Genomic DNA, 20,676 nt, shown 5'->3' with positions numbered 1-20,676 from the left:
TGGCAGCCCGAACTGGGCGTCACCGAGTTGATGCGGCAAACTGAATGTGTGAGTGTCGTATCTTCTCCAGAGCTCGGATCCATCCGCCCCGTCTTGGCCGATGCCGTGGACCTCGCGCGGCAGGCTCTGCTCGAGCTGGGAGAGGGCGGTGTCGGCGAGTACCTCGGCGTGACCGTGGAGGACGACAGCGCTGCCACCCACCGCTTCGCCAGCGATCTGGACGGCTATCGCGGATGGCAGTGGGCCGTTGTCGTCGCTGCTCCCGACGACGCCGATCACGCCACCGTCAGCGAACTCGTACTGCTACCCGGTCCCGATGCTCTCGTGGCACCGTCCTGGGTGCCCTGGGACGAGCGCATCCGACCCGGTGATCTCGGGCCGGGCGATCTGCTCTCTCCACGTCGTGACGACCCGCGACTGGTGCCGGGATACGTCGCGTCCGGTGACCCCGCCATCGACGAGGTGGCCGGCGAGATCGGGCTCGGCCGCACTCAGGTCACCAGCCTCGAAGGACGGCTCGATGCCGCCGAACGATGGCACGACGGCGACTTCGGCCCGGACAGCGAGATGGCCAAGGCCGCGCCGTCCACGTGCGGACTCTGCGGTTTCTACCTACCCCTCGCGGGATCGCTCTCCGCAGCGTTCGGAGTGTGCGGCAACGAGTTCGCCGCCGACGGTCATGTGGTGCACGTCGAATACGGTTGCGGCGCGCACTCCGATACCGAGCTGCCCACCGGAGCGGGCTCGCCGCAGTTCGAGCCGTACGACGACGCAGCACTCGACGTCACCCCGTCGCCGACCGGTGCCGCACAGACGAACGAGCCTACCGCGAACGACGCTGTTGCAGAAGATGATTCGGAAGCGATCGTCTCGTCGGCCGAGACGGTAGCGGTGACGGAGTCCAAGGCACCCCAGCCCGACACGGCAGCACCCGAGTCGGCAGACTCCGCACCGGCAGAGCCAGAGGTGGTCGAGACCGGGAACGATGCAGTTGATGCAGCCCCTTCCACTGGCGACGCTTCGTCGACTGATGACGCGTCTCCCGCAGTCGATGCCGAGACGACCCATGTCGGTTCCGATGTCGAGCTCGACGCCGATTCCAGTGTCGACGATGGTGTGCAGCAGGAGGATTCGGCATCGCCGAGCTGATCGATCCTTTCGGTACCGGGTCGCTTCGCGAGTCGATTCTCGCGTCCTGGGGTTCCTCGCCCACGCGGCTGCGGGAAGATTCGGCATCCGAGGCAGATCTGGTGCGCGGGGGATACCGCGATCGTTTGTTGACCGAGTTGGCACAGAACGCGGCTGATGCTGCGCAGCGAGCCGGCGTCCCGGGTCGGCTCTCGGTGTGGACCGACGAGGCGGGTGCACTGCATGTCGCCAACACCGGTGCCGCACTGGACGTGTCGGGTGTGCACGCTCTCACCGCGCTGCGGGCGTCGGCGAAGGCTGCGGCCGATCCGGGTGTCGGGCAGTTCGGGGTCGGGTTCACCGCGGTGCGATCGGTGTCCGACGAGATCGAGGTCCGCTCGCACGGTGGCGGGGTGACGTTCAGCGCCGAGCGCACTCTGAGCGCGTTGCGCGAGCGGGACATGACTGTGCCGGAGTCGGGTGTGCCGGTGCTCCGGTTGGCGTGGCCTACTTCCACGCCGCCCGCTGCCGGGTTCGATACCGAGATCGTGTTGACGCCGCGACCCGATGTGAAGTCGGAATCCCTTGCCGGGGGGTTCCTCGACGAGGCCGTCGACTTGTTGCTCGAGCTCCAAGCGTTGGATTCCATCGAGATCGACGGTGTCGTCGTCGACTGTGTGAGAACGGAACTCGACGATGCACGCGTCGAGATCGCCATCGGTTCGCGAACGTGGCTGCAGCACACCACCTCGGCTGCGCGGTGGATCGTTCCGATGGTCGACGGTCTACCCGTTCCCGCAGCGCCGGATGTGTTGCGGGCCCCGACGCGGTCGGACGAGCTGCTGTCGTTGCCCGCGTTGGTCGTTGCCGATGTACCCATGCAACCGGATCGTCGACGGGTGTTGCCCGGCGTCTCTGTCGCCGAGGTGGCCCACGGTTATCCCGATTTCGTGGCGTCGTTGCCTGCGTCCGCGCGAGTGTCGTTCGTACCCGAGGTCGGCTTCGCGCGCAGTGCTATCGACGGTGAGCTACGTGAGCTGATCTTTCGCCGATTGTCCACCGCACCATGGCTTCCCGCTGCCGATGGACCCGATCTCGTACCCGAACGTGCCCATGTTCTGGCCGATGCCACCGAGGAACTGGCTGCGGTGTTGCTCGATGTGGTCCCGAATCTGGTGGACGCCGCTCTGTCGGGCGCGCGGCACGCGTCGGCGTTGTCGGCGGTGGGGGTGCACCGGATCGGGTTGGCGCGGTTGGCCGAGATGCTCGGCGGGCACGCCCGTGAGCCGGCCTGGTGGCGGCGACTCTACGACGCCTTGACACCGCTCGTCGTGGACGGGGTCGCAGCGGAAGAACTTGCTGCGCTGCCGGTTCCGCTTGCCGACGGTCGTACGGTCACCGGTCCACGGACTACCGTCGTCGGGTCGGACGCGTCGGCCGAGGTGACGTGGGTACGCCTGGTGCATCCGGATGCGGTGAGTCCGTTGTTGATTCGGCTGGGTGCGCGGGAGGCCACTGCGGCCGAGCTGTTGTCGGATCCCGCCCTCGAAGCGGCCCTCGACGATCTCGATTGGGACGGCGACGAGGTGGATGGCCTGGTGTCGGCAGTGCTGGCGCTGGCGGGGGAGGCGGGAGCGCTTCCGGGGTGGCTCGGGAGTCTGCCACTCGAAGACGACGAGGGCGAATTGCGCAGTGCGGACGAACTGTTGCTGCCCGGTGCACCGTTGGCGAGGCTGTTGGTTCGGGATTCGCCGTTCGGTGTTCTGTCGGCGGCCTCGGTGGCCAGGTTCGGGAAGCGGGCCCTGCGCGCGGTGGGCGTCGGCTGGGGGTTCTCGGTGGTGCGCGACGAGTGTCCGACGGGGCCGGATCACGACCTGGACGACGAGCCCGCCTGGTGGTCGAGTCTGGCCACGGAGCCGGAAACCCTTGTTGCGGTTCGTGATCTCGACCTGGTCCGGTCGGATGCCTGGGCCGAAGCTCTGACGATTCTGCTCGACGAACCGAGTACCCGTGCAGCCTTGACCGACCGGGACGGCTACACGGCATGGTGGCTGCGACGTCATGCGCTGATCGACAACCGCTCGCCCATCACGTTCCGGGCGCCGTCGGACGAGACGTTCGCCGGTCTGCTCGATCCGTTGGATCATCCGCGCGCCGACGAACTGCACGCGGTGCTCGCCGCGTCGACCTGTGAGAGCGTCGAGAGCGCGCGGGTGTTGTTGCGTGCACTCGAGGACCCTCAGCGACATCCGACGGCGGCGGTGATCGCGCGCACGCACACGCTGATCGCCAGTGCCGTCCTGGATCGACGCATCGACGTGGCGGATCTCGATCCACCGGATCGCGTGCGCACTCTCGGCGGCACCGTGGCCGATGCGTCGGACGGGTTGGTCGTCGATGCGCCGTGGCTGGCACCGGTCGTGCCACCGGAGGTGGCGGTGCTCTCGGACATGACCACGGCAGCCGCGCTGGCCGACGTCCTCGACATCAGGCGGGCGTCGGAGGCCATCACCGGCGAGGTTCGCGGAGTCGGACGCGTCAGTTCGTGGGATCGAGAGCCCGGGGCCGTGCTGGCCTGTGCGGTGCTCGGGCTACCGCTGCCGACAGGTTCGGTGGTGGTGCACCGCGAACTGGTGGTGCGGTTGTCGGGAGCTGTCAGCGGTGACCGCGCTGTGCCGTGGTGGGTGACACCGGACGGAACAGTGCATTGTGTGGAAAGTTGGGAGCGAACTCGTGGGGCCTGACCATGCCGTGTTGGAGTGGATGGTCGAGCATCGAGTCGGCTGGGTCACGACGATGTTCTGGATCATCACCACGGTGGGGAACACCTTCATGATGTTCGTGTTGTCCGCGGGGGCGTGGGGCGCGTTGCTGACGTCCAAGAGGACTGTCGACGCGTGGATGGTCGCGGGTTCGATGCTCACCGGGTGGGGGCTGATGAATGCGCTGAAGTTCGCGTTCGCGCGGGAACGTCCACCGATTCCCGAACGGCTGGTGGAGATTTCGAGCCATTCGTTTCCGTCCGGCCACGCGACGATGTCGATGTTGCTTGCCACGGTGGCGATCGCGGTGATGCTGCGATCGTCCACTCCGTGGCTGCATCGGCCGGTGCTACTGACGTTGCCTGTGGTCGCGGCCCTGCTGATCGGATTCTCTCGGATCTATCTGGGTGCGCACTGGACGACGGACGTGCTGGCCGGCTGGGTGTTCGGTGCCCTGTGGGGGCTGGGTTGGATCTACGCCGAAAAAGCGATCAGCGCGAGAAATCCGAGCGCTGCGCGATGACGAGGAGCTCGTCACGCATGGCCGGGCTGGAGACAGCGTTGGCGCGTGCGTAAAGGGCGCGGAGCGAGCGGACGTGGTTGCGGCGGTTGCGGTACTGAGCGACGAACTTCATGGCCTGTGCTTTCGTGGATCAAAGGTTATCGAAACTGACATAACCTATGCTCCACGTTAACTCTGTGTTACTCAACCGGCTGAGGGGTTAGTTTGCCCACGTCAGAACGGTTTTCGTGATCGGGCTAACGTGATCCTGATCTCAATCGAGGCCGCGTTGGGCGGTTCTGCTGCCGCGTCGTGACGCGGCTCTCTGCGCCAGGAACAGAGCGAACCCGACAGCGCCGACCGCGATGCCGGACCAACACGTCGCCACCGCGTCGTCGCTGCGGTCGCCGGTGGCGGTGAACACGACCAGCGCAACGATCCAACCGAGGATGCCGATCGTCAACACCGGCACCGGATCGGTGAGGCGGGGCGGGATCTGCGGGACGTCGGCCACGAATTCACGCTACGCCACCATATTTCGCCAACCCTCGCGGTGTGCTTTATCTTTCACTCATGCCTATGTCGTCGCGATTACTCGACAACTACTTCAAGATCACCGAGCGCGGCTCGACTGTGGGTTCCGAGGTTCGCGGCGGTGTCGTCACTTTCGTGGCGATGGCCTACATCGTCGTGCTCAACCCGCTGATCCTCGGTAGTTTCTCCGCCGACGACGCAGCTGCCAAGACCGACGTGCTCGGCAACATCCTGCCCGTCGCCCAGGTTGCCGCCGTGACGGCACTGGTCGCCGGCTTCATGAGCATCGCGTTCGGCATCATCGCCAACTACCCCTTCGGTATCGCGGCCGGCCTCGGCATCAACACTCTCCTGGCCGTCACCATCGCTCCTCAGGTCAGTTGGCCCGAGGCCATGGGCCTGGTCGTCATCGACGGCATCATCATCGTTCTGTTGGCCGTCACCGGCTTCCGGACGGCGGTGTTCAACGCGATTCCGCCCGAACTGAAGGCTGCGATCGCCGCAGGCATCGGTGCCTTCATCGCGTTCATCGGCTTGGTCGATTCCGGCTTCGTACGCCGGATCCCCGACGCCGCAGGCACGACGGTTCCCGTCGGCCTCGGCATCGACGGGTCCATCGCGTCGTGGCCGACGGTAATCTTCGTGTTCGGGTTGTTGCTGATGGGTGTGCTCGTGGTGCGCAAGGTCCGCGGCGGTCTGCTGATCGGCATCGTGGTCACGACGGTGTTGGCGGCCATCATCGAGGCGGTCACCGACGTGGGGCCGTCGAACGGCGTCGACCCCAAGGGCTGGAACCTGTCCGTGCCGCAGCTGCCCAGCGTTCTCGTACAGTCGCCGGACCTGTCGCTGGTGGGCAACGTCGACCTGTTCGGTGCGTTCACCCGCATCGGTGTGCTGGCCGCGAGTCTGTTGGTGTTCACGCTCGTCCTCGCGAACTTCTTCGACGCGATGGGAACGATGACGGGTCTGGGTAAAGAAGCGAATCTCGACAAGGACGGCACGCTGCCCAACATCGGCAAGGCGTTGGTCGTCGAAGGTGCCGGAGCCATTGCGGGCGGCGGCGCGTCCGCATCGTCGAACACGGTGTTCGTCGAGTCGGCCTCGGGAATCGCGGAAGGCGCACGCACCGGACTGGCCAACGTCGTCACCGGCCTGCTGTTCCTGCTGGCGATGTTCTTCACCCCGCTCACGGCTGTCGTGCCCATCGAGGCGGCTGCTCCGGCGCTGGTGGTGGTGGGTGCCCTGATGATCGGTCAGGTTCTCCACATCGACTTCAAGCGCTTCGATTACGCGCTGCCGGCCTTCCTCACCATCCTGGTGATGCCGTTCACTTACTCCATCGCGAACGGTATCGGCGTCGGTTTCATCACGTGGGTCGTGCTCGCCGTTGGTTCGGGCCGAGCGAAGACGGTACATCCCCTGTTATGGGTCGTCGCGTTGCTGTTCGTGGCGTTTTTCGCAGTCGGTCCCATCACGGATGCGGTTACCTGATGCTGGGTCGGTACCAGGGCGTATTCTCTGCGCTGTGACGTCGGGAAACAGTGTGAAAGACAATCGGGAATTGGCAAGCGACCTGTCGCTTGCGGTGGTGAGGTTGACTCGTCACCTTCGAGGTAGGCGAGTGGACTCGCAAGTGTCGCTCACTCAGCTGTCGGCTCTGGCCACGCTGAGTAGGGAGGGCGACATGACGCCTGGCGCGTTGGCGGCTCGGGAGCGGGTCCAACCCCCGTCGATGACGCGGGTGATCGCGTCGTTGGCCGAGCTGGGTCTGGTGGAGCGCACGCCGCATCCCACCGATGGCCGTCAGGTGATCGTGTCGTTGTCGGCGGCCGGCAAGGAACTGATCGCGGACGAGGCGAGTGCTCGCGAGGCGTGGATGACCGCCCAGCTGGCAGGCCTCGGACCCGAGCAGCTCGCGACGCTGCGAGATGCGGTGAGCATCATCAGCGCATTGGTCAGCGACTCCGAGTAGTTACCTAGGTTTATTATTTGACCTGTGGCTCCAGTTTCACGTACGTCCGGCGCGACGATGTTCGCTGCTCTGAAGACTCGCAACTACCGATTGTGGGCGTCGGGGCAGATCGTCTCGCTGGTCGGAACGTGGATGCAGCGGGTGGCCCAGGACTGGCTCGTGCTGACGCTCTCCGGCGGCAACGGCTTCGCCGTCGGCATCGTCATGGCCCTGCAATTCGGGCCGACGCTGTTTCTGTCGGTGTGGGGCGGAGTACTCGCAGACCGGTACGACAAGCGCAAACTCCTCATGATCACCCAGGTGTTCGCCGCAGTCTGCGGTCTGGTGCTGGGTGTGCTCGATGTCGGCAACATGGTCGAGCTCTGGCACGTCTATGTCATCGCCTTCATCCTCGGCTGCTCGTCCGCCATCGACGCGCCGGTGCGGCAATCGTTCACCATCGAGATGGTAGGCAAGGAAACTCTGTCCAACGCGATCGCGTTGAACTCGATGACGTTCAACATGGCGCGGATCGTCGGGCCTGCGGTGTCGGGAGTGCTCATCACCCTCGTCGGTACCGGCTGGGTGTTCCTGATCAACGCGGTGTCGTTCGCCGCGGTGTTCGGTGCCCTCCTGGCGATGAACGTCGGTCAACTCTTCCGTGTCGAACCGGCACCGCGCGCCAAAGGGCAGGTACGGGAGGGCTTTCGCTACGTCTGGGGGCGGGGAGACCTACGAGTGTTGCTGGCGACGGTGTTCATGGTCTCGACGTTCGGTCTCAATTTTCCGCTGAGTCTGTCGGTGCTGGCGCGCAACACGTTCGGCAGCGGAGCCGACGCATACGGGTTGCTGTCGACCACCCTCGCGGTCGGCACGCTCGCGGGAGCGACCCTGGCGGCCCGGCGCGCCACCGCCCCTCGATTGCGGCTCTTCATCGGTGCGGTCATCGCGTTCGGTCTGTTCGAGTTACTCGTGGGATTGATGCCCAATTACGTTCTCGTGGCAGTGCTGTTGGTGCCCACCGGCGCATTGACGCTGACGTTCACGACGTCGGCGATGAACATTCTGCAGATGTCGGTGCCGTCCGACATGCGCGGCCGCGTGATGGGCATCTACATGCTGTGCTTCCTGGGCGGAACTCCGCTGGGCAGCCCGGTGCTCGGCTGGCTCGCCGACGCCCTCGATCCACGCGCACCGCTGTTGTTCGGCGGTGTCATCTCATTGGCGACGGGACTTTTCGCTGCCGTGTATCTGCTGCGGCACAACAACTTGCGGATCACCGTGGTGCCGCCCGCCGACGGGCACCGGCTGCCCACCCTCGACACGGTGGCCGCAGCCGCCAAGGTCTGACGCTCCTCAGATCCACCCGTGGCGTCGGGCCAGTGCGCAGGCCTCGTGCCGGTTCGCCGCCCCGAGTTTCGCGGCCGCCGCAGACAGATAGTTGCGGGTGGTCCCGGGTGACAGATGCGCGCGCTGCGCGATCTCCGCGATCGATGCGCCGTCGGCGGCGAACTCGAGCACATCGGCTTCTCGCGGTGTGAGCGGTGAGTCCCCGGCCCCGATGGCTTCCGCGGCGAGCGTCGGGTCGACGTACCGCCCGCCGCCGTGCACGGTGCGCACCACCTCGGCCAGGGTGGCGGCCGAGGTGGTCTTGGGGAGGAACCCGCGCACGCCGGCCTCGAGCGCCTTCTTCAGGTAGCCCGGCCGACCGTGGCTGGTGACGATGATCGACGCGCAGGTGGGCAGTGTCTCGGCAATTTTCTGCGCCGTCTCGATGCCGTCGATCCCGCCCATCTGCAGGTCCAGCACTGCCACATCGGGTGCCAGGGTCGCGGCAACCGTCAGGGCCTTCTCGCCCGAATCGGCCTGTCCGACGATCTCGATGTCGTCCTCCAGATCGAGCATGGTCGCCAGCGCCGATCGAATGAGGTTCTCGTCGTCGGCCAGTAGAACTCGAATCATGGTGTGGTCCTCGGGTTCTGGGGCGATGTGGGCAACACTGCGATGAGGGTGAATTTTTCGGTTGTCTGCTCCGTGCGCAGTTCCCCTCCGACCGCGACCAAGCGTTCCCGTAGGCCGCTCAGACCCGTGCCGTCGTTGCGGCCGTTCGGCGCACCGGGGTGGTCGTTGGTCAGTCGAATACTGCTGTCGGTCAGTTCGATTCGGCAATAGGTGGCCGCGGAGTGACGCAGTATGTTCGTCACGCCTTCACGAACCACCCAGGCGGCCGCCTCGGCCGCGCGCTCGGACAGTGCCGAGGTCTCGCCGGTGAGCTCGGTGGATATCCCGGCCGCCGACAGGAGCGAGCGGGCACCGTCGAGTTCGCCTGCGACATCCACCGATCGATAGCCGCGCACCAACTTTCGGGCGTCGGTCATCGATTCCTGCGCCAACGCGCGCACCTCGTCCATCTGCGTCGCGGCGCGGTCGTCACCCCGACGGGCCAGCGTCGCGGCAAGTTCGCTCTTGACCGCGATGGCCGAGAGCGCGCGTCCGACGACGTCGTGCAGATCGCGCGAGAACCTCAGGCGCTCCTCGGCGACGGAGAGAGCTGCGGCTGCGTCGCGGGTGGCGTCGAGTTCGGTCACGATGCGCAGCAGCCACGCCGACAGTTGCACGGTGAAGGCCATGAAAGCGATGAAGAGGCCGAGTATTACCGTTTCCAGCGCCGGGGTTCCCACGGCCGCGGCAATCGCGGCGGCGGCCACGGCTGCCGCGAGAGACCAGCGCAATCGAATCAGGGTCGCGACCGCGGTGGTGACGAGTACCGCGGCCCAGAGTGCGTTGCTCGTCGTCCCTCCGGCAACCAGCACCACAGCGGCGACGGCCATGATCGCCAACGGGATTCGAGGGTTGGCCGTCGACTCGCCGCCGAGTGCCGGGGTGCGCTGAACGACCACGAAAGCGGCGGCGGCACACACCGCTGCCGCCACCGTCGATCGATAGTCGTCGTACTGAAGCGTCGTCAGCATCGCGCCGACGGCGACACCGACGGTGATCAGCAGGAACGATTGGCGGGTGTAGACGCGTACCTTCTCCACTGCACTGCTGTCGTTCCAGCCGTGCAGTGGATTGAGGTACTCGTACAGCTTCATGATCTCCAGCCTTGCAGACGGACGACGACAGTGCGATCAGGACCGCGGTTCCCAGCGGAAGTGGGTGCGAGCGATCAGCAGGCTGCCGAGAATCCAGGCCAGCATCACCGCCACCGGCATGGCGGCCTCGCCGAAGGTGGCGGCGAACCCGACCGACGCGTCGCCGGGGGTGGTGGTACCGAACCAGCCCAGATTCAACAGGTCCGACACCGCGGCCATGGGAGTTAGGTCGATGACGTTGCTCAGCGAATCCGGAAGAACACCGCGGAGCAGTGACGACCCTGCCATCGCGACCAGAATGACCGGCAGACTGGTGATCTGCGCTGCTTCCGCATTACGGGTGAAGGCAGACGTGATCAACGCCAGTGCGGCGAACAGTGCAGCGCCGCCGAGGAGGGCAACAGCAACGAGCAGGACGTTGGTGGGAACCGGGCCGCCGAAGGCCAGCACGACGGCCCCGACGATCAGGCCCAGTGTGACGGTGAGGATCAGCGAGGGTATCGCCGGGCCGAGCAGTATCTGAATGTCCGAACTCTCTCCGGTGCGAAGTCGCTTGAGTACCAACTCGTCTCGCCGCGTGGCGTAGATCGAGAGCATGTTGTAGTAGACCATGAACACCAGGAGGAACAGGGCGAAGATCTCGAGCGCCGCTCCGACTCCGGTATCGGTCAATCCGTTGTCGGACCGGCTGCCGACGATCAGCAGCACGATCGGGAAGATCAACGGCATGACGACCGCATTGAACAGCAGTACTCGGTTGCGTCCGAGCAGTGTGAATTCTGCTCGCGACAGGGCGGTCATCGTACTCATGCGCTCATCACCTCGGTCTTGTCGGTAGCTGGGTCGTTCACATCGGAGTTGTCGAATTCGTCTGCGATGGAGAGGAACACGGTTTCGAGCGATGCCGCGCGGGCGTCCAGGCCGTGCAGGGTGACGCCGTTGGTGCGAGCCCACATCAGTAGATCGGTCAGCGTCTCCTGAACCGAGGACGTCTGGATCGAGACCGTCTCTCCCGAGACGTCCATGGATGTGCCCGGCAGCGACGGCAGTGCCGTTCCAGGGGCCTTCAGTTCGATCTTCGCCGGATGGTCGGCGACCACCTCGTCCACGGTGCCGCTCCGAACGACTCTGCCGCGGTGCATGATCGCGAGTCGATCGCACAGCGATTCGGCCTCGTCGAGGTAGTGCGTCGTCAACATGATCGTGACGCCGGAGTTCTTCAACTCCTGGATCAACCGCCATGTGTTGCGGCGACTTTCGGGGTCGAGACCGGTGGTCGGCTCGTCCAGGAACAAGATGCGTGGACGGCTGATGATCGCGCATGCCAGGTCCAGCCTGCGCTGCTCGCCGCCGGACAGGAATTTGACCCGCGTATCGGCACGGTCGGCCAGGTCCACGCGACCGAGCACCTCCGCCACCGGCAGCGGATGGCTGCAGGTGCCGGCCCACATCCGAAGACTCTCGGCGGTGGTCAGATCCTGAGGCAGTCCGCCCTTCTGCAGCATGATTCCCAGAGCAGGCCGGACCTTGCGGCGATCGGCCACCGGATCCATTCCCATGATCCGCACCGTGCCCTTGCTGGGTCGCGAAAGGCCCTGAATCACTTCGAGAGTGGATGTCTTGCCCGCACCGTTGGTGCCCAGTAGGCCGAACAGCTCACCCTCCGCGACATGGAGATCGAGAGCCTGGACGGCCTCGTAGGCGTTCTTGCCCGATCCGTACCGGCGCGTCATCCCGTCGACGTCGATGATGGTCATGATTGCGTCCCCCAATGGCGCAGTCCGATGACGAACCGGACACCCATGAAGGCCACGATGACGCCCAGTGCGACGAACGCCGGAACGGACGGCCCCACAATCGCGAACAACACGGCGATGATCGCGATGCTGATGACGATGACGACGATCTCACGCGCCATCGTCGGAGCAGGCCCGAGCTCCATCAGATCGGTGAACAGATTTCCTTCGTCTGGTTGCTTCATGACTACGATCCTGCTGCGCGTCGAGCCCCGAAAACAGTGCAGCGCATCATGACCTGAGGTGACAGCGTCACGGTCCAGCCATGACAAACGTCATGCGCGCGTGTCTCCACCCGATCTCCACCCGTGGGTCGATGTGCCCCCACCGCGATCTTCGTAGCGTTGCTGCCATGAACATTGCAACGATTGCTCTCGTAGTCCTTCTGGTCGGATACCTGCTGGTGCGGCGCATGACCGGCCAGCTCATGGAAGCTCGGCGCATGCTGGTGCTTCCGGCGATCCTCGCCGTCGCCGGACTGGCGTCACTGAATTCGACGGCGCTCTCGGCCACGGCGATCGGGTTCTTGCTCCTCGGCTGTGTCGTCGGAGCCGTGTTCGGGGTGGTCCGCGGCTACACCGTCCGGATCGCCGAGCGGGACGGAGCGGCATGGATGCGTTACTCGTTGGCGTCGGTCGGCCTGTGGGTGGCCGCGATCGCGGTGCGCCTCCTCCTCGTGCCGGTGGAGAATGTCGTGGATCCGGCAGCAGCGTCGGTCGCCGGGCAGGCCACCATGTTGGCCGTGGGGGTCGGATTCCTCGCCGAGTCGGTCGTGGTGCTCTACCGAGCCATGCATTCCGAGGCCACCATCGTGTGGCGAGCCGACAAGTCCGGCAACCACACGTTGTCGCCTACGCTGGCCGACATGCACAGTCGGGTTCGCGAAGGACGGGCGAAGATTCGGTGACGTCGGCACCCACGCCGGACGTACGGTTACCCGCACTCGACAGCTTCCGGCTGTCGAGTCGGCCGTATGTCACGGCCGTCGTCGTCGTGGCGGCGTTCGCGACGTCGGATCTGCACGATCCGCTCGTGCTCACGCTGCTCGTCGTCAACAGTCTCGTACTGGCGGCCTCGACGGTGTCGCGACGGTCGACCGGTCTCCGGCTCTCGCTCGCCGGGGCCGGCATCGCACTGGTCGCCTCCGCCGCGATTCTTCCTCTGGGCGGAACCGGGGTCGCAGCAGCGTTTCCGTTCCTGTTCGCCGGACATGCCGGGTGGCGGTTCAAGCCGTCGATTGCGTTTCCGTATGCGGTGTCGCTCAGCGTGGCGTGCGCGTGCGCGCTGTGGATCGCCGATCACCACGGTGTCGACGGGTGGCCATGGGCCGCCGGTCTTTTCGCCGGGTGGCCGGTACTGATCGGGTATTCACGACGCAGTCGTCTGGACGCACTGCGCAATGCCCGGCGCGCCACCGACGCCGAATTGCGCGAGCATGCCCTGGCCGAGCGGGCCCGTATCGCACGCGACATCCACGACGTTCTCGCGCATTCGCTGTCCGGGGTCAACATGCAGCTCGAAGTCGCCGACGCGTTGCTCGACGCCGGTCGTGCCGACGAGGCCAGAGCCGCGGTGAGCAAGGCGCAGAGCCTCGTTCGCGAGGGCCTCACCGAAACCCGCAGGGCCGTGCAGACTTTGCGTCAGGACGTGCTGCCCCTGGTGCCGACGATGGCCGCTTTGGTGGACGCGGACGGGAACTTCCGGATCGAGGGCGAGGCTGTCGATCTCGATACGCCGCAGTCACAGTTCCTGGTTCGGTGCGCGAAGGAGGCGCTGACCAATGCCCGTACTCATGCTCCCGGAGCGGCAGTCGACGTAGTGCTTCGCTTCGCGGCAGAACAAGTGGAGCTCTCCGTGACCAACGGCCCGGCTCCGTCGCCGCCGAAACCGGTCGACAGTACCGGAATGGGATTGGTCGGCATGCGCGAGCGCGCCGCACTGGTCGGCGGGTCGATCGCGGCGGGTCAGGACGGGCGGGGTTGGACGGTCCGTGCCACAGTTGCTGTGCCGCAACCACACTGAAGACGACACGAAGGTGAGGGTATGAGCATTCGGATAGTGATCGCCGACGATCAGGCGTCGGTGCGTGAGGCGCTGGCGACGATGCTCGATCTGATCGACGACATCACCGTCGTGTCGACCGCGACGGACGGCGACAGCGCGGTCGCCGCAGTGCAGGCCGCGATGAGTACCGAATCCCTCGATGTCGTGCTGATGGACCTGCGGATGCCGGGCACCGATGGGATAGAGGCGACCCGAATCCTGAAGGGGCTCTTCCCCGATCTACCCGTGGTGGTGTTGACGACCTTCTCCGACGAACGCTCGATACTCGATGCACTCGGTGCGGGCGCACGCGGATATCTCACCAAGGACGCCGGACGGGTCGAGATAGCGGCGGCATTGCGGGCGGCGGCAGCCGGGCAGTCCGTACTGAATCCGGAGGTACAGGCGCGGCTGCTCGGAGCCGTCGAGCACTCCCGTCCGCCCGAGATCCCAGCTGGTTTGACCCCGCGTGAGGTCGAGGTCCTACGCGCGATCGCGGCCGGTTTGTCGAACCGCGAGATCGCGCAGCAGATGTTCGTCAGCGAGGCGACGGTCAAGACACACATCAACCATCTGTTCGCCAAGGCGCAACTACGTGACCGGGCTCAGGCCGTGCACTTCGCCTTCACGCACGGGCTGGCAGGGTAGTCGCTCAGAAACCCCAACCCATGACGGCGGGACGCGCTGTTCCGAACGTCAGATCGAGTGCGTGCAGGGATTCTTCGTTGCGGGCGGTGAGGCGATTGGCCGCGGCGAACAATCGGGCACGGTGCGTTCCGAAGTAGATGCTGGCGAGCACATCGATGTCGAGTTCGATGTCCGGCTCGGATTCCACCCGCGTGCAGGTGGCTCTGCCGTTCGTGACGGTCAGCGAATAGGTACCGCCTGCGTCGAGGAAGGGATCCCGGACGGCGATGATCAGTGATGTGTCGAGGGCATAGGTGCGCGCCTCGAGGGCAGCCTCGACATGCATGATCCGGGCCCACAGAGCGTCGTGGTGAGCGGTGACCTTCGGCAGCCGGTTGTTGGTCAGCAGGAACGGCAGTGCCTCGTCGCGTGCCTGCCGTACCTCGATGGTGTCTACCAGGTCCACGCCGACGAGGATCTGCCACAGCGCGGCGTAGGCGTCGTCGGTCACCGCGATGAATTCCTCCACCACGACCCGGCTCGGGTTGCGTCCGCGTCGGTAGGCGACGTAGCCGTCGGGATGGGCGATGAAGAACAGTGCGGTCAGTCCGCCGCGTCGGTTCTCGCGATCGGCGAAGAATCGTTCCCACCGAATCGGCGGCTTGGGCTGCGCGCCTGCGGTCTGCTGCTGCCACCGGTGGTAGATGTCCGGGAGCAGTTCGGTGGCCTCGGCCGATTCGATCAGCCGCACACCCGTCGCCGGGGGAGCGTCCTTGCGGAACTGCGCGAATCGACGGTCGATCGAGACGCTGATCTCCTCGGTCACCGGCCCGTACCCGAAGCGCCCGTAGATCGTCGCCTCGCTGGCCGTCAGCAGTGACAGCGGCGCACCCGCGTCGTTCAGAGCGCGGTGCTGCTGGGTGAACATCGATCGCAGGATGCCGCGTCGGCGATGTGTCGGCGCGACGGACACCCAGGACACTCCCGATGCCTCGACCTGAGCTCCGCCGGGAACGGTCACCGACATCGGGAAGTGCATGGCCACACCGACCGGGGTCTCGCCGTCCCACGCCAGGTAGACGTGCTCGGACTTCGTCAGGATCTGCGTCTCGGCCAGGTCCTCGGCGTTCTGGTGCTCGCCGAAAGCATGGGCGTCGAGCAGCGCGACGGCATCCCAGTCGTCGTCGGTGGCGGTACGGATGGTGATCGATTCGTCGGTAGTCATCACTCACAACTTTTCCATACCGGGGTGGTGCTTCGCCGAGGGACTGCCAGAAATGCCGGGTGAGAAGATGAGCAGGTGGTGCATGTAATCGACATCGACGATCCCCTCGACCCGCGGCTCGACGACTTCCGCGACCTCAACTCCTCGGACAGGCGCCCCGATCTGCCCGAGGGCAAAGGGTTGGTGATCGCGGAGGGCGTGCTCGTCGCGCAGCGCCTGCTGAGCTCGCGTTTTCCGATGATCAGCCTGCTCGGCGTGGATCGACGGCTCGACGCGTTGCGCGAGGACCTCGCCGATTCGGACGTTCCGTTCTATCGGACGTCGGCCGAGGTGATGGCCGAGGTCGTCGGCTTCCACCTCAACCGTGGTGTGTTGGCGGCGGCGAACAGGCCGCCGGCCCTCGATCTGGACGACGTATTGGCCGGCGCGAGCACGGTGGCGATTCTGGAAGGCGTCAACGATCACGAGAATCTCGGGTCGATGTTCCGCAATGCGGCCGGTCTCGGGGTGGACGCGGTGTTGTTCGGGGCCGCTTGCGCCGATCCCCTGTACCGACGGTCTGTCCGGGTGTCGATGGGGCATGTGCTCCGAGTGCCGTTCGCGAAGGTGCCCGAGTGGCCGCGGGGCCTCGATCGGGTGCGGCGGCACGGTTTTCAGCTGATCTCGCTGACGCCGAACCCGGAGGCGGTGTCTCTGGCGACGGCGATGACGGGGGAGAAGGTCGCGTTGCTGCTCGGTGCCGAGGGGCCGGGTCTGACCGAACACGCCATGCGCGCCACCGACATTCGCGCTCGTATTCCGATGGCGCCCGGTACCGATTCACTCAATGTCGCGACGGCCGCGGCGATGGGCTTCTACGAACGGGTGCGTCTGACGTGAAGGATCCGGACGTTCGCTGGACCGGTGTCCCGGTTGCCGTGATCTCGGCGATCCTCGTCGCGGTGGCGCTGACGGCGTTCGGCCTGGAACTGGCCAGAGTTCATCCGCTGCTCGCGATCGGCCTCAACCTCGTCGTCGTGGCAGGCGCAGCCCCGACGGTAATGCGGTGGTTCGGCGTTCCGGTATGGCGTTGGGCCGTGTACGGAGCGAGCGCCGGTGCGCTTCTGAGTTTCGTGGCACTGGCGGCTCTGGCGTTCTGAGCCGGCCCGGCCCGGGACGGGGTGCGCACTACCGGCGAAGATCGGCGGAATCCCGTCGATTGCCGGTCGTTGTGTGCAACGGTGCCCACCCGAGCCACTATTTGCGGGAGAACCAGCGCTTCTTCGGTCGCGGTGCGGGCTCGGCCGAGTCCGCTGCGGGCGCATTCTGGACCGGCACGTTCTGGGGCCGCGGCTCCTGCCCCGGCACGTACATGGTGAAACCGCAGACAGGCAGCGCATTGGGGTCGAGCTCGCCGGGCTTCGGGGCACCGGTGTAGCGGAAGCCGAGCCATTCGGCGTTGGCGGCTTCGGCGAATTCCTGGGGGTGGAACGGCAGTGACTGCGGATCCGGCATCACTCCGGGCGGATAGATCAGCGGGTGGTCACCGGCCCAGAACGGACGCTCCCACACCAGAGGCAGCCCCACGTCCTCGTAGATGTAGACGGGGGTGGCGCTGAACGAGCGTCGGAATTCACCGCGCTCCCAGTAGGCGAACGCACCCCAGGCATGCTCGGGGTCCGAGGCGACGAGGTAGGTGTGCTCGGAGGCCAGTGGGCGGGTGACGGATTCGGGAAGGGTCGACGGCGTGGGCACCGACAAGTTGGATCCGCAGACGACGGTGACGCCGGGGTAGCACCCGATGAACACGTGATCGTCGTCCACACCCGCCGAGGTCGAGATGGGACCCTGCTCGAGAGGGACGGCCGTGAGATGGGGGTAGAGCCGTCCGACGAGCGCACTGGCGGCGTTCCAGTCGGAGGTGGTGGCTTCTCGCAGTACCGATATGGGATCCGGTGCGTCCACGTACCAGATCGTTGATGCTTTGGCCCCCACTACCGGCACCTCTCTCTCCGTGACTTCCATCGAAGCCTACGGTGTGGGTGTCGACACTCCGACATCGCGCGGCACATCGGTCACACGAATAACTCAGTTGTGACCGCTGCTGCGCACACCGAGCAGGACGTCTTCCCACGATGGCATGGCCGGCTTGCCGCGCTTGTCCTTGCCGCTGGTGTGACCGGCGGCAGGCTTGGGTGCGGGCCTGGGCTCCCTCGCCACAGGTTCGCGCGGCTGCTCGGGCTCGGGAGTCGGCGCATCGTCCACCTCGACGTCGATGGTCTCGGCGTCGATCTCGCTGTCGGCGGTGGTGCCGTAGTACTCGTCGAAACTCTGCTGCGAGGTCTCGTCGTCGGAGTCCTCGGCGGAGGCAAGTGCACGTACCGGGGCCAGGCCGCGAAGTTGACGTCCGAAGTCCGGGTCGATCAGTTCGCGTGCGGTGTCGTCGAGTGGAGCGATGGTGCCGCCGTGACCGTCGGGCAAGAACTGCCAGTGCGCTTTGTTCGTGGTGCGCCCTGCCTGCCACTTCAGCTGGGCGACCCACTTGTTGTCCTCGTCGCGCCAGGCGTCCCAGGCCGCGTCGTCGAGGTTGTGTCCGCGAGCGCGGAAGGCGAGGGTGACGATGTCGAGCAGGGTCTGCACAGCCGGGCCGTCGTGCCGCAGCGGATGTCCGGCCTGGGCCATCGACGCTGCCTGCGAACGCTCGAGCAGTACGGGGTGCGCGAACACCTCGACTCGGCTGATGGCCATTCCGGAATCTGCGGCGACCTGTTCGATGGTCGCGCCGCTGCGGATACGGGCCTGGATTTCCTTCGGCCGGAGCAAACTGTCCATTTCGATCTCAATCTGTCCTAGTCGAGCGATGTCTCCGCGTGAGGCTGCGCGGAGTTTGTCGTCGGCTGGAAGCCGGAATCTGTCGCCGGTTTTGGGATCTGCGCACACGACGAACTTTCCGTCGGCCTCGAGACCCACCACACGTAAGTCTCGCACCTTGACCTCCTCATCGCGCCGGCTCGCGATACCGTCGAATTCGAGCCTAGTTCACCTACCGTATTCGGCGGGTGTCCGACACGCCTCGCGGCGGTGGCGTCGGTTTCTTTCTCAGAGAGTAGACAGCTGCGCGCTCGGTTGCACCCGATCGGCCGAAGTCGAGTCGATTCGATTGCGCGACAACGGCATTGAATCTCGACGAAGAAAGAATACGCCGAGTCCGAGCCCGATGATCAGCGCCAGTGCGTGGCCGGCAGCGGTGAACGAGGGATCGGTGATGGCTCCGGCGGCGACAACGGCGATCCACAATGCGCCCCACACTGCGCGCCACGGCATCGTCAGGTATCGAATCAAGGACCCCGCCACCGCAGCTGCGGCATAACTGACCCCGACGTCGACGGCTACGGCCAACGAGTCGGCAAACCAGTCGACGTGGATGCCGACGAACAACCCGACAGCCACCAGTGCCGTCGCGCCGATGTGCCCGGCGGAGAACGTGAGCAGAAACCGGCGCCACCCCGAGACCCACTCGGCGACGGCGAACAGGATGGCGACCGAGGCGAGCCACCACCAATCGGGCCGGCCTTCGGTGAGGAAGGCGCTGGTGACGAGCGTGGCGAGATGACCGTCCGTGAGATTATGCAGGTTGGTGCTCGCGGCGTGCAGCACATGCCAACGATCGTGCGGCCCGATCTGCCCGAGAGTGACGGTTCCTGCGGCTGTGAGCAGGCAGAACGCGAGAGTCACCCGCAGTCGTAGAACGACGGACAGGAGCCTGGACATACGAACGCTCCCTCCGAGGTCGTTACGCTTGCGTAATTGATAGCAAGTGTAGGCCTCGAAGGGAGCGCTGTAGCTGTGAGTTGGCTGCCGACTAGCTCAGCGTGGAGACGACCCAGTCGATGCTCTTGGTCAGTGCGGTGATGTCGTCCGGCTCGATGGCCGGGAACATACCGACACGCAGCTGGTTGCGGCCGAGCTTGCGGTACGGCTCGGTGTCGACGACGCCGTTGGCGCGCAGGATCTTCGCAACCTGGGCCGCGTCGACCTTCTCGTCGAAATCGATGGTTCCGACGACCTGGCTGCGGTGATCCGGGTTCGTCACGAACGGCGTTGCGAATTCACTGTTCTCGGCCCAGTCGTACAGGCGTGAGGACGAGTCCGCAGTCCGCTTCGTGGCCCAATCCAGGCCGCCCTTGCTGTTGAGCCACTCGATCTGGTCTGCGAAGAGCAGAAGCGTCGCCACTGCGGGGGTGTTGTAGGTCTGGTCCTTGCTGCTGTTGTCGACGGCGATCGGCAACGACAGGAAGTCCGGAACCCACCGGCCACTGGAGGCGATCTCGTCGACGCGGGCGAGAGCGGCCGGGCTCATCAGCGCGACCCACAGGCCGCCGTCGGCGGCGAAGCACTTCTGCGGAGCGAAGTAGTAGACGTCGGAATCGGCGACGTTCACCGGCAGTCCGCCGGCACCGGAGGTGGCGTCGATCGCGATGAGGGCGTTCTCCGAGCCGGCCGGACGGCTGACCGGGATGGCCACGCCCGTCGAGGTCTCGTTGTGGGCCCAACCGATGAGGTCCACGGACGGATCCGACGTGGGCTCGGGCGCGCTGCCGGGCTCTGCCTTGACGACGATCGGATCGCCGATGAACGGGTTGTTCTTGGCCACCGAGGCGAACTTCGAGCTGAACTCACCGTTGGTCAGGTGCAGCGACTTCTCCCGGATGAGACCGAACGCAGCGGCATCCCAGAACGCGGTGGTACCACCGTTGCCGAGGACGACCTCGTAGCCCTCGGGGAGCGAGAACAGGTCTTTCAGACCACTGCGTACACGTCCGACGACGTCCTTGACGGGCTTCTGCCGGTGGCTGGTGCCGAACACGGACGCACCGACGTCGACCAGGGACTGCAGCTGCTCGGGGCGAACCTTGGACGGGCCGCAACCGAAGCGTCCGTCGGCGGGAAGAAGATCGGCGGGAATGATCGGCAAATCGGCCATGGAGTAGCGCGTCCTAGCGTCGATGGAATATGGCCTCCACAGGCTAGTCG

At 65.8% G+C, this 20,676-nt stretch carries 23 protein-coding genes; 11 read left to right on the top strand and 12 right to left on the bottom strand.

From position 1 onward, the window contains the following. The first annotated feature begins 30 nt into the window (after positions 1-30). Genes CH262_RS01130 through CH262_RS01120 form a run of 3 tightly spaced genes read left to right on the top strand, consistent with a single transcriptional unit; the run spans position 31 to position 4,413 of the window. Positions 31-1,149 carry a DUF3027 domain-containing protein gene (locus CH262_RS01130; RefSeq protein ID WP_080731862.1) on the top strand — a complete coding sequence of 373 codons (1,119 nt, stop codon included), beginning with the start codon at positions 31-33 and terminating at the stop codon, positions 1,147-1,149. Then, positions 1,146-3,872, top strand: coding sequence for a sacsin N-terminal ATP-binding-like domain-containing protein (locus tag CH262_RS01125; RefSeq protein WP_032385743.1), 2,727 nt, complete (start codon positions 1,146-1,148; stop codon positions 3,870-3,872). The genes CH262_RS01130 and CH262_RS01125 overlap by 4 nt, the downstream gene beginning before the upstream one ends. Then, positions 3,862-4,413, top strand: coding sequence for a phosphatase PAP2 family protein (locus CH262_RS01120; RefSeq protein ID WP_230591092.1), 552 nt, complete (start codon positions 3,862-3,864; stop codon positions 4,411-4,413). Before CH262_RS01125 ends, CH262_RS01120 begins: the two co-directional genes overlap by 11 nt. On the opposite strand, the gene CH262_RS27435 is transcribed toward CH262_RS01120, so the two are convergent. Next, positions 4,382-4,525, bottom strand: coding sequence for a hypothetical protein (locus CH262_RS27435; protein WP_167327272.1), 144 nt, complete (start codon positions 4,523-4,525; stop codon positions 4,382-4,384). The genes CH262_RS01120 and CH262_RS27435 overlap by 32 nt on opposite strands. 141 nt (positions 4,526-4,666) lie before the next feature. Further along, entirely contained in the window at positions 4,667-4,906 is a 240-nt protein-coding gene (locus CH262_RS01115; RefSeq protein WP_027495903.1) for a DUF2530 domain-containing protein, read from the bottom strand. Between the two features lie 59 nt (positions 4,907-4,965). Between CH262_RS01115 and CH262_RS01110 the strand changes: the two genes are divergently transcribed. The 3 genes from CH262_RS01110 to CH262_RS01100 are packed head-to-tail and all read left to right on the top strand — an operon-like array spanning position 4,966 to position 8,227. Then, complete coding sequence (locus CH262_RS01110) at positions 4,966-6,417, top strand: NCS2 family permease (protein WP_027495904.1); 1,452 nt, start codon at positions 4,966-4,968, stop codon at positions 6,415-6,417. Positions 6,418-6,469: 52 nt separating this feature from the next. Continuing rightward, the gene (locus tag CH262_RS01105; protein ID WP_027495905.1) at positions 6,470-6,898 is read left to right on the top strand and encodes a MarR family winged helix-turn-helix transcriptional regulator; all 429 of its coding nucleotides are present in this window, start codon (positions 6,470-6,472) and stop codon (positions 6,896-6,898) included. A 57-nt stretch (positions 6,899-6,955) separates the two neighbouring features. After that, positions 6,956-8,227, top strand: coding sequence for an MFS transporter (locus CH262_RS01100; RefSeq protein ID WP_032365881.1), 1,272 nt, complete (start codon positions 6,956-6,958; stop codon positions 8,225-8,227). A 6-nt stretch (positions 8,228-8,233) separates the two neighbouring features. Here the strand turns inward: CH262_RS01100 and CH262_RS01095 are convergent, their stop codons facing one another. From CH262_RS01095 to CH262_RS01075, 5 genes are read right to left on the bottom strand one after another with little or no spacing between them, the layout of a single operon-like run. Next, positions 8,234-8,839 carry a response regulator transcription factor gene (locus tag CH262_RS01095; protein WP_032385742.1) on the bottom strand — a complete coding sequence of 202 codons (606 nt, stop codon included), beginning with the start codon at positions 8,837-8,839 and terminating at the stop codon, positions 8,234-8,236. Then, on the bottom strand, positions 8,836-9,972 hold the full coding sequence (locus tag CH262_RS01090; RefSeq protein ID WP_094716697.1) for a sensor histidine kinase: 1,137 nt from the start codon (positions 9,970-9,972) through the stop codon (positions 8,836-8,838). The genes CH262_RS01095 and CH262_RS01090 overlap by 4 nt, the downstream gene beginning before the upstream one ends. 36 nt (positions 9,973-10,008) lie before the next feature. Continuing rightward, on the bottom strand, positions 10,009-10,782 hold the full coding sequence (locus CH262_RS01085) for an ABC transporter permease (RefSeq protein ID WP_032385741.1): 774 nt from the start codon (positions 10,780-10,782) through the stop codon (positions 10,009-10,011). Then, positions 10,779-11,729, bottom strand: coding sequence for an ABC transporter ATP-binding protein (locus CH262_RS01080; protein WP_032365883.1), 951 nt, complete (start codon positions 11,727-11,729; stop codon positions 10,779-10,781). Before CH262_RS01080 ends, CH262_RS01085 begins: the two co-directional genes overlap by 4 nt. Beyond that, positions 11,726-11,953: a hypothetical protein gene (locus CH262_RS01075; RefSeq protein ID WP_027495910.1), complete on the bottom strand. Its 228-nt coding sequence runs from the start codon at positions 11,951-11,953 to the stop codon at positions 11,726-11,728. The genes CH262_RS01080 and CH262_RS01075 overlap by 4 nt, the downstream gene beginning before the upstream one ends. Before the next feature lie 167 nt (positions 11,954-12,120). On the opposite strand from CH262_RS01075, the gene CH262_RS01070 reads away from it, so the two are divergent. Genes CH262_RS01070 through CH262_RS01060 form a run of 3 tightly spaced genes read left to right on the top strand, consistent with a single transcriptional unit; the run spans position 12,121 to position 14,459 of the window. Further along, positions 12,121-12,675: a CcdC protein domain-containing protein gene (locus CH262_RS01070; RefSeq protein WP_027495911.1), complete on the top strand. Its 555-nt coding sequence runs from the start codon at positions 12,121-12,123 to the stop codon at positions 12,673-12,675. Further along, positions 12,672-13,790, top strand: a complete 1,119-nt coding sequence (locus tag CH262_RS01065; RefSeq protein WP_094716696.1) for a sensor histidine kinase — start codon at positions 12,672-12,674, stop codon at positions 13,788-13,790. Before CH262_RS01070 ends, CH262_RS01065 begins: the two co-directional genes overlap by 4 nt. A 21-nt stretch (positions 13,791-13,811) precedes the next feature. Further along, the gene (locus CH262_RS01060; RefSeq protein ID WP_032365885.1) at positions 13,812-14,459 is read left to right on the top strand and encodes a response regulator transcription factor; all 648 of its coding nucleotides are present in this window, start codon (positions 13,812-13,814) and stop codon (positions 14,457-14,459) included. A gap of 4 nt (positions 14,460-14,463) precedes the next feature. Here CH262_RS01060 and CH262_RS01055 read toward each other — a convergent pair whose 3' ends face one another. Then, on the bottom strand, positions 14,464-15,663 hold the full coding sequence (locus tag CH262_RS01055) for a GNAT family N-acetyltransferase (RefSeq protein WP_094716695.1): 1,200 nt from the start codon (positions 15,661-15,663) through the stop codon (positions 14,464-14,466). Between the two features lie 75 nt (positions 15,664-15,738). Between CH262_RS01055 and CH262_RS01050 the strand changes: the two genes are divergently transcribed. Together CH262_RS01050 and CH262_RS01045 are read left to right on the top strand one after the other, a co-directional pair. Then, positions 15,739-16,542 (top strand): TrmH family RNA methyltransferase, encoded by an 804-nt coding sequence (locus tag CH262_RS01050; protein WP_027495915.1) that lies wholly within the window; start codon positions 15,739-15,741, stop codon positions 16,540-16,542. After that, positions 16,539-16,802 (top strand): DUF2537 domain-containing protein, encoded by a 264-nt coding sequence (locus CH262_RS01045; RefSeq protein WP_032381663.1) that lies wholly within the window; start codon positions 16,539-16,541, stop codon positions 16,800-16,802. Before CH262_RS01050 ends, CH262_RS01045 begins: the two co-directional genes overlap by 4 nt. 97 nt (positions 16,803-16,899) lie before the next feature. Here the strand turns inward: CH262_RS01045 and CH262_RS01040 are convergent, their stop codons facing one another. From CH262_RS01040 to serC, 4 genes are all read right to left on the bottom strand, one after another. Continuing rightward, complete coding sequence (locus CH262_RS01040; protein WP_441344378.1) at positions 16,900-17,607, bottom strand: DUF6928 family protein; 708 nt, start codon at positions 17,605-17,607, stop codon at positions 16,900-16,902. A 123-nt stretch (positions 17,608-17,730) separates the two neighbouring features. Further along, the gene (gene sepH / locus CH262_RS01035) at positions 17,731-18,630 is read right to left on the bottom strand and encodes a septation protein SepH (protein WP_032372953.1); all 900 of its coding nucleotides are present in this window, start codon (positions 18,628-18,630) and stop codon (positions 17,731-17,733) included. A 111-nt stretch (positions 18,631-18,741) separates the two neighbouring features. Continuing rightward, entirely contained in the window at positions 18,742-19,413 is a 672-nt protein-coding gene (locus CH262_RS01030; RefSeq protein WP_032372952.1) for a rhomboid-like protein, read from the bottom strand. 91 nt (positions 19,414-19,504) lie between these two features. Beyond that, positions 19,505-20,626, bottom strand: a complete 1,122-nt coding sequence (serC, locus tag CH262_RS01025; RefSeq protein WP_027495920.1) for a phosphoserine transaminase — start codon at positions 20,624-20,626, stop codon at positions 19,505-19,507. Between the last annotated feature and the right edge of the window lie 50 nt (positions 20,627-20,676).

The organism is Rhodococcus sp. 05-2255-1e (genome assembly GCF_002259025.1).
GTDB lineage: Bacteria > Actinomycetota > Actinomycetes > Mycobacteriales > Mycobacteriaceae > Rhodococcoides > Rhodococcoides fascians.
This window is presented reverse-complemented; position numbering and strand designations above follow the sequence as displayed.

Coding starts and splice junctions, on each gene's coding strand:
- CH262_RS01130 (WP_080731862.1), top strand. CDS start 31: ATGCGGCAAACTGAATGTGTGAGTGTCGTATCTTCTCCAGAGCTCGGA.
- CH262_RS27435 (WP_167327272.1), bottom strand. CDS start 4,525: ATGAAGTTCGTCGCTCAGTACCGCAACCGCCGCAACCACGTCCGCTCG.
- CH262_RS01110 (WP_027495904.1), top strand. CDS start 4,966: ATGCCTATGTCGTCGCGATTACTCGACAACTACTTCAAGATCACCGAG.
- CH262_RS01100 (WP_032365881.1), top strand. CDS start 6,956: ATGTTCGCTGCTCTGAAGACTCGCAACTACCGATTGTGGGCGTCGGGG.
- CH262_RS01095 (WP_032385742.1), bottom strand. CDS start 8,839: ATGATTCGAGTTCTACTGGCCGACGACGAGAACCTCATTCGATCGGCG.
- CH262_RS01090 (WP_094716697.1), bottom strand. CDS start 9,972: ATGAAGCTGTACGAGTACCTCAATCCACTGCACGGCTGGAACGACAGC.
- CH262_RS01085 (WP_032385741.1), bottom strand. CDS start 10,782: ATGAGTACGATGACCGCCCTGTCGCGAGCAGAATTCACACTGCTCGGA.
- CH262_RS01080 (WP_032365883.1), bottom strand. CDS start 11,729: ATGACCATCATCGACGTCGACGGGATGACGCGCCGGTACGGATCGGGC.
- CH262_RS01075 (WP_027495910.1), bottom strand. CDS start 11,953: ATGAAGCAACCAGACGAAGGAAATCTGTTCACCGATCTGATGGAGCTC.
- CH262_RS01070 (WP_027495911.1), top strand. CDS start 12,121: ATGAACATTGCAACGATTGCTCTCGTAGTCCTTCTGGTCGGATACCTG.
- CH262_RS01060 (WP_032365885.1), top strand. CDS start 13,812: ATGAGCATTCGGATAGTGATCGCCGACGATCAGGCGTCGGTGCGTGAG.
- CH262_RS01055 (WP_094716695.1), bottom strand. CDS start 15,663: ATGACTACCGACGAATCGATCACCATCCGTACCGCCACCGACGACGAC.
- CH262_RS01030 (WP_032372952.1), bottom strand. CDS start 19,413: ATGTCCAGGCTCCTGTCCGTCGTTCTACGACTGCGGGTGACTCTCGCG.
- serC (WP_027495920.1), bottom strand. CDS start 20,626: ATGGCCGATTTGCCGATCATTCCCGCCGATCTTCTTCCCGCCGACGGA.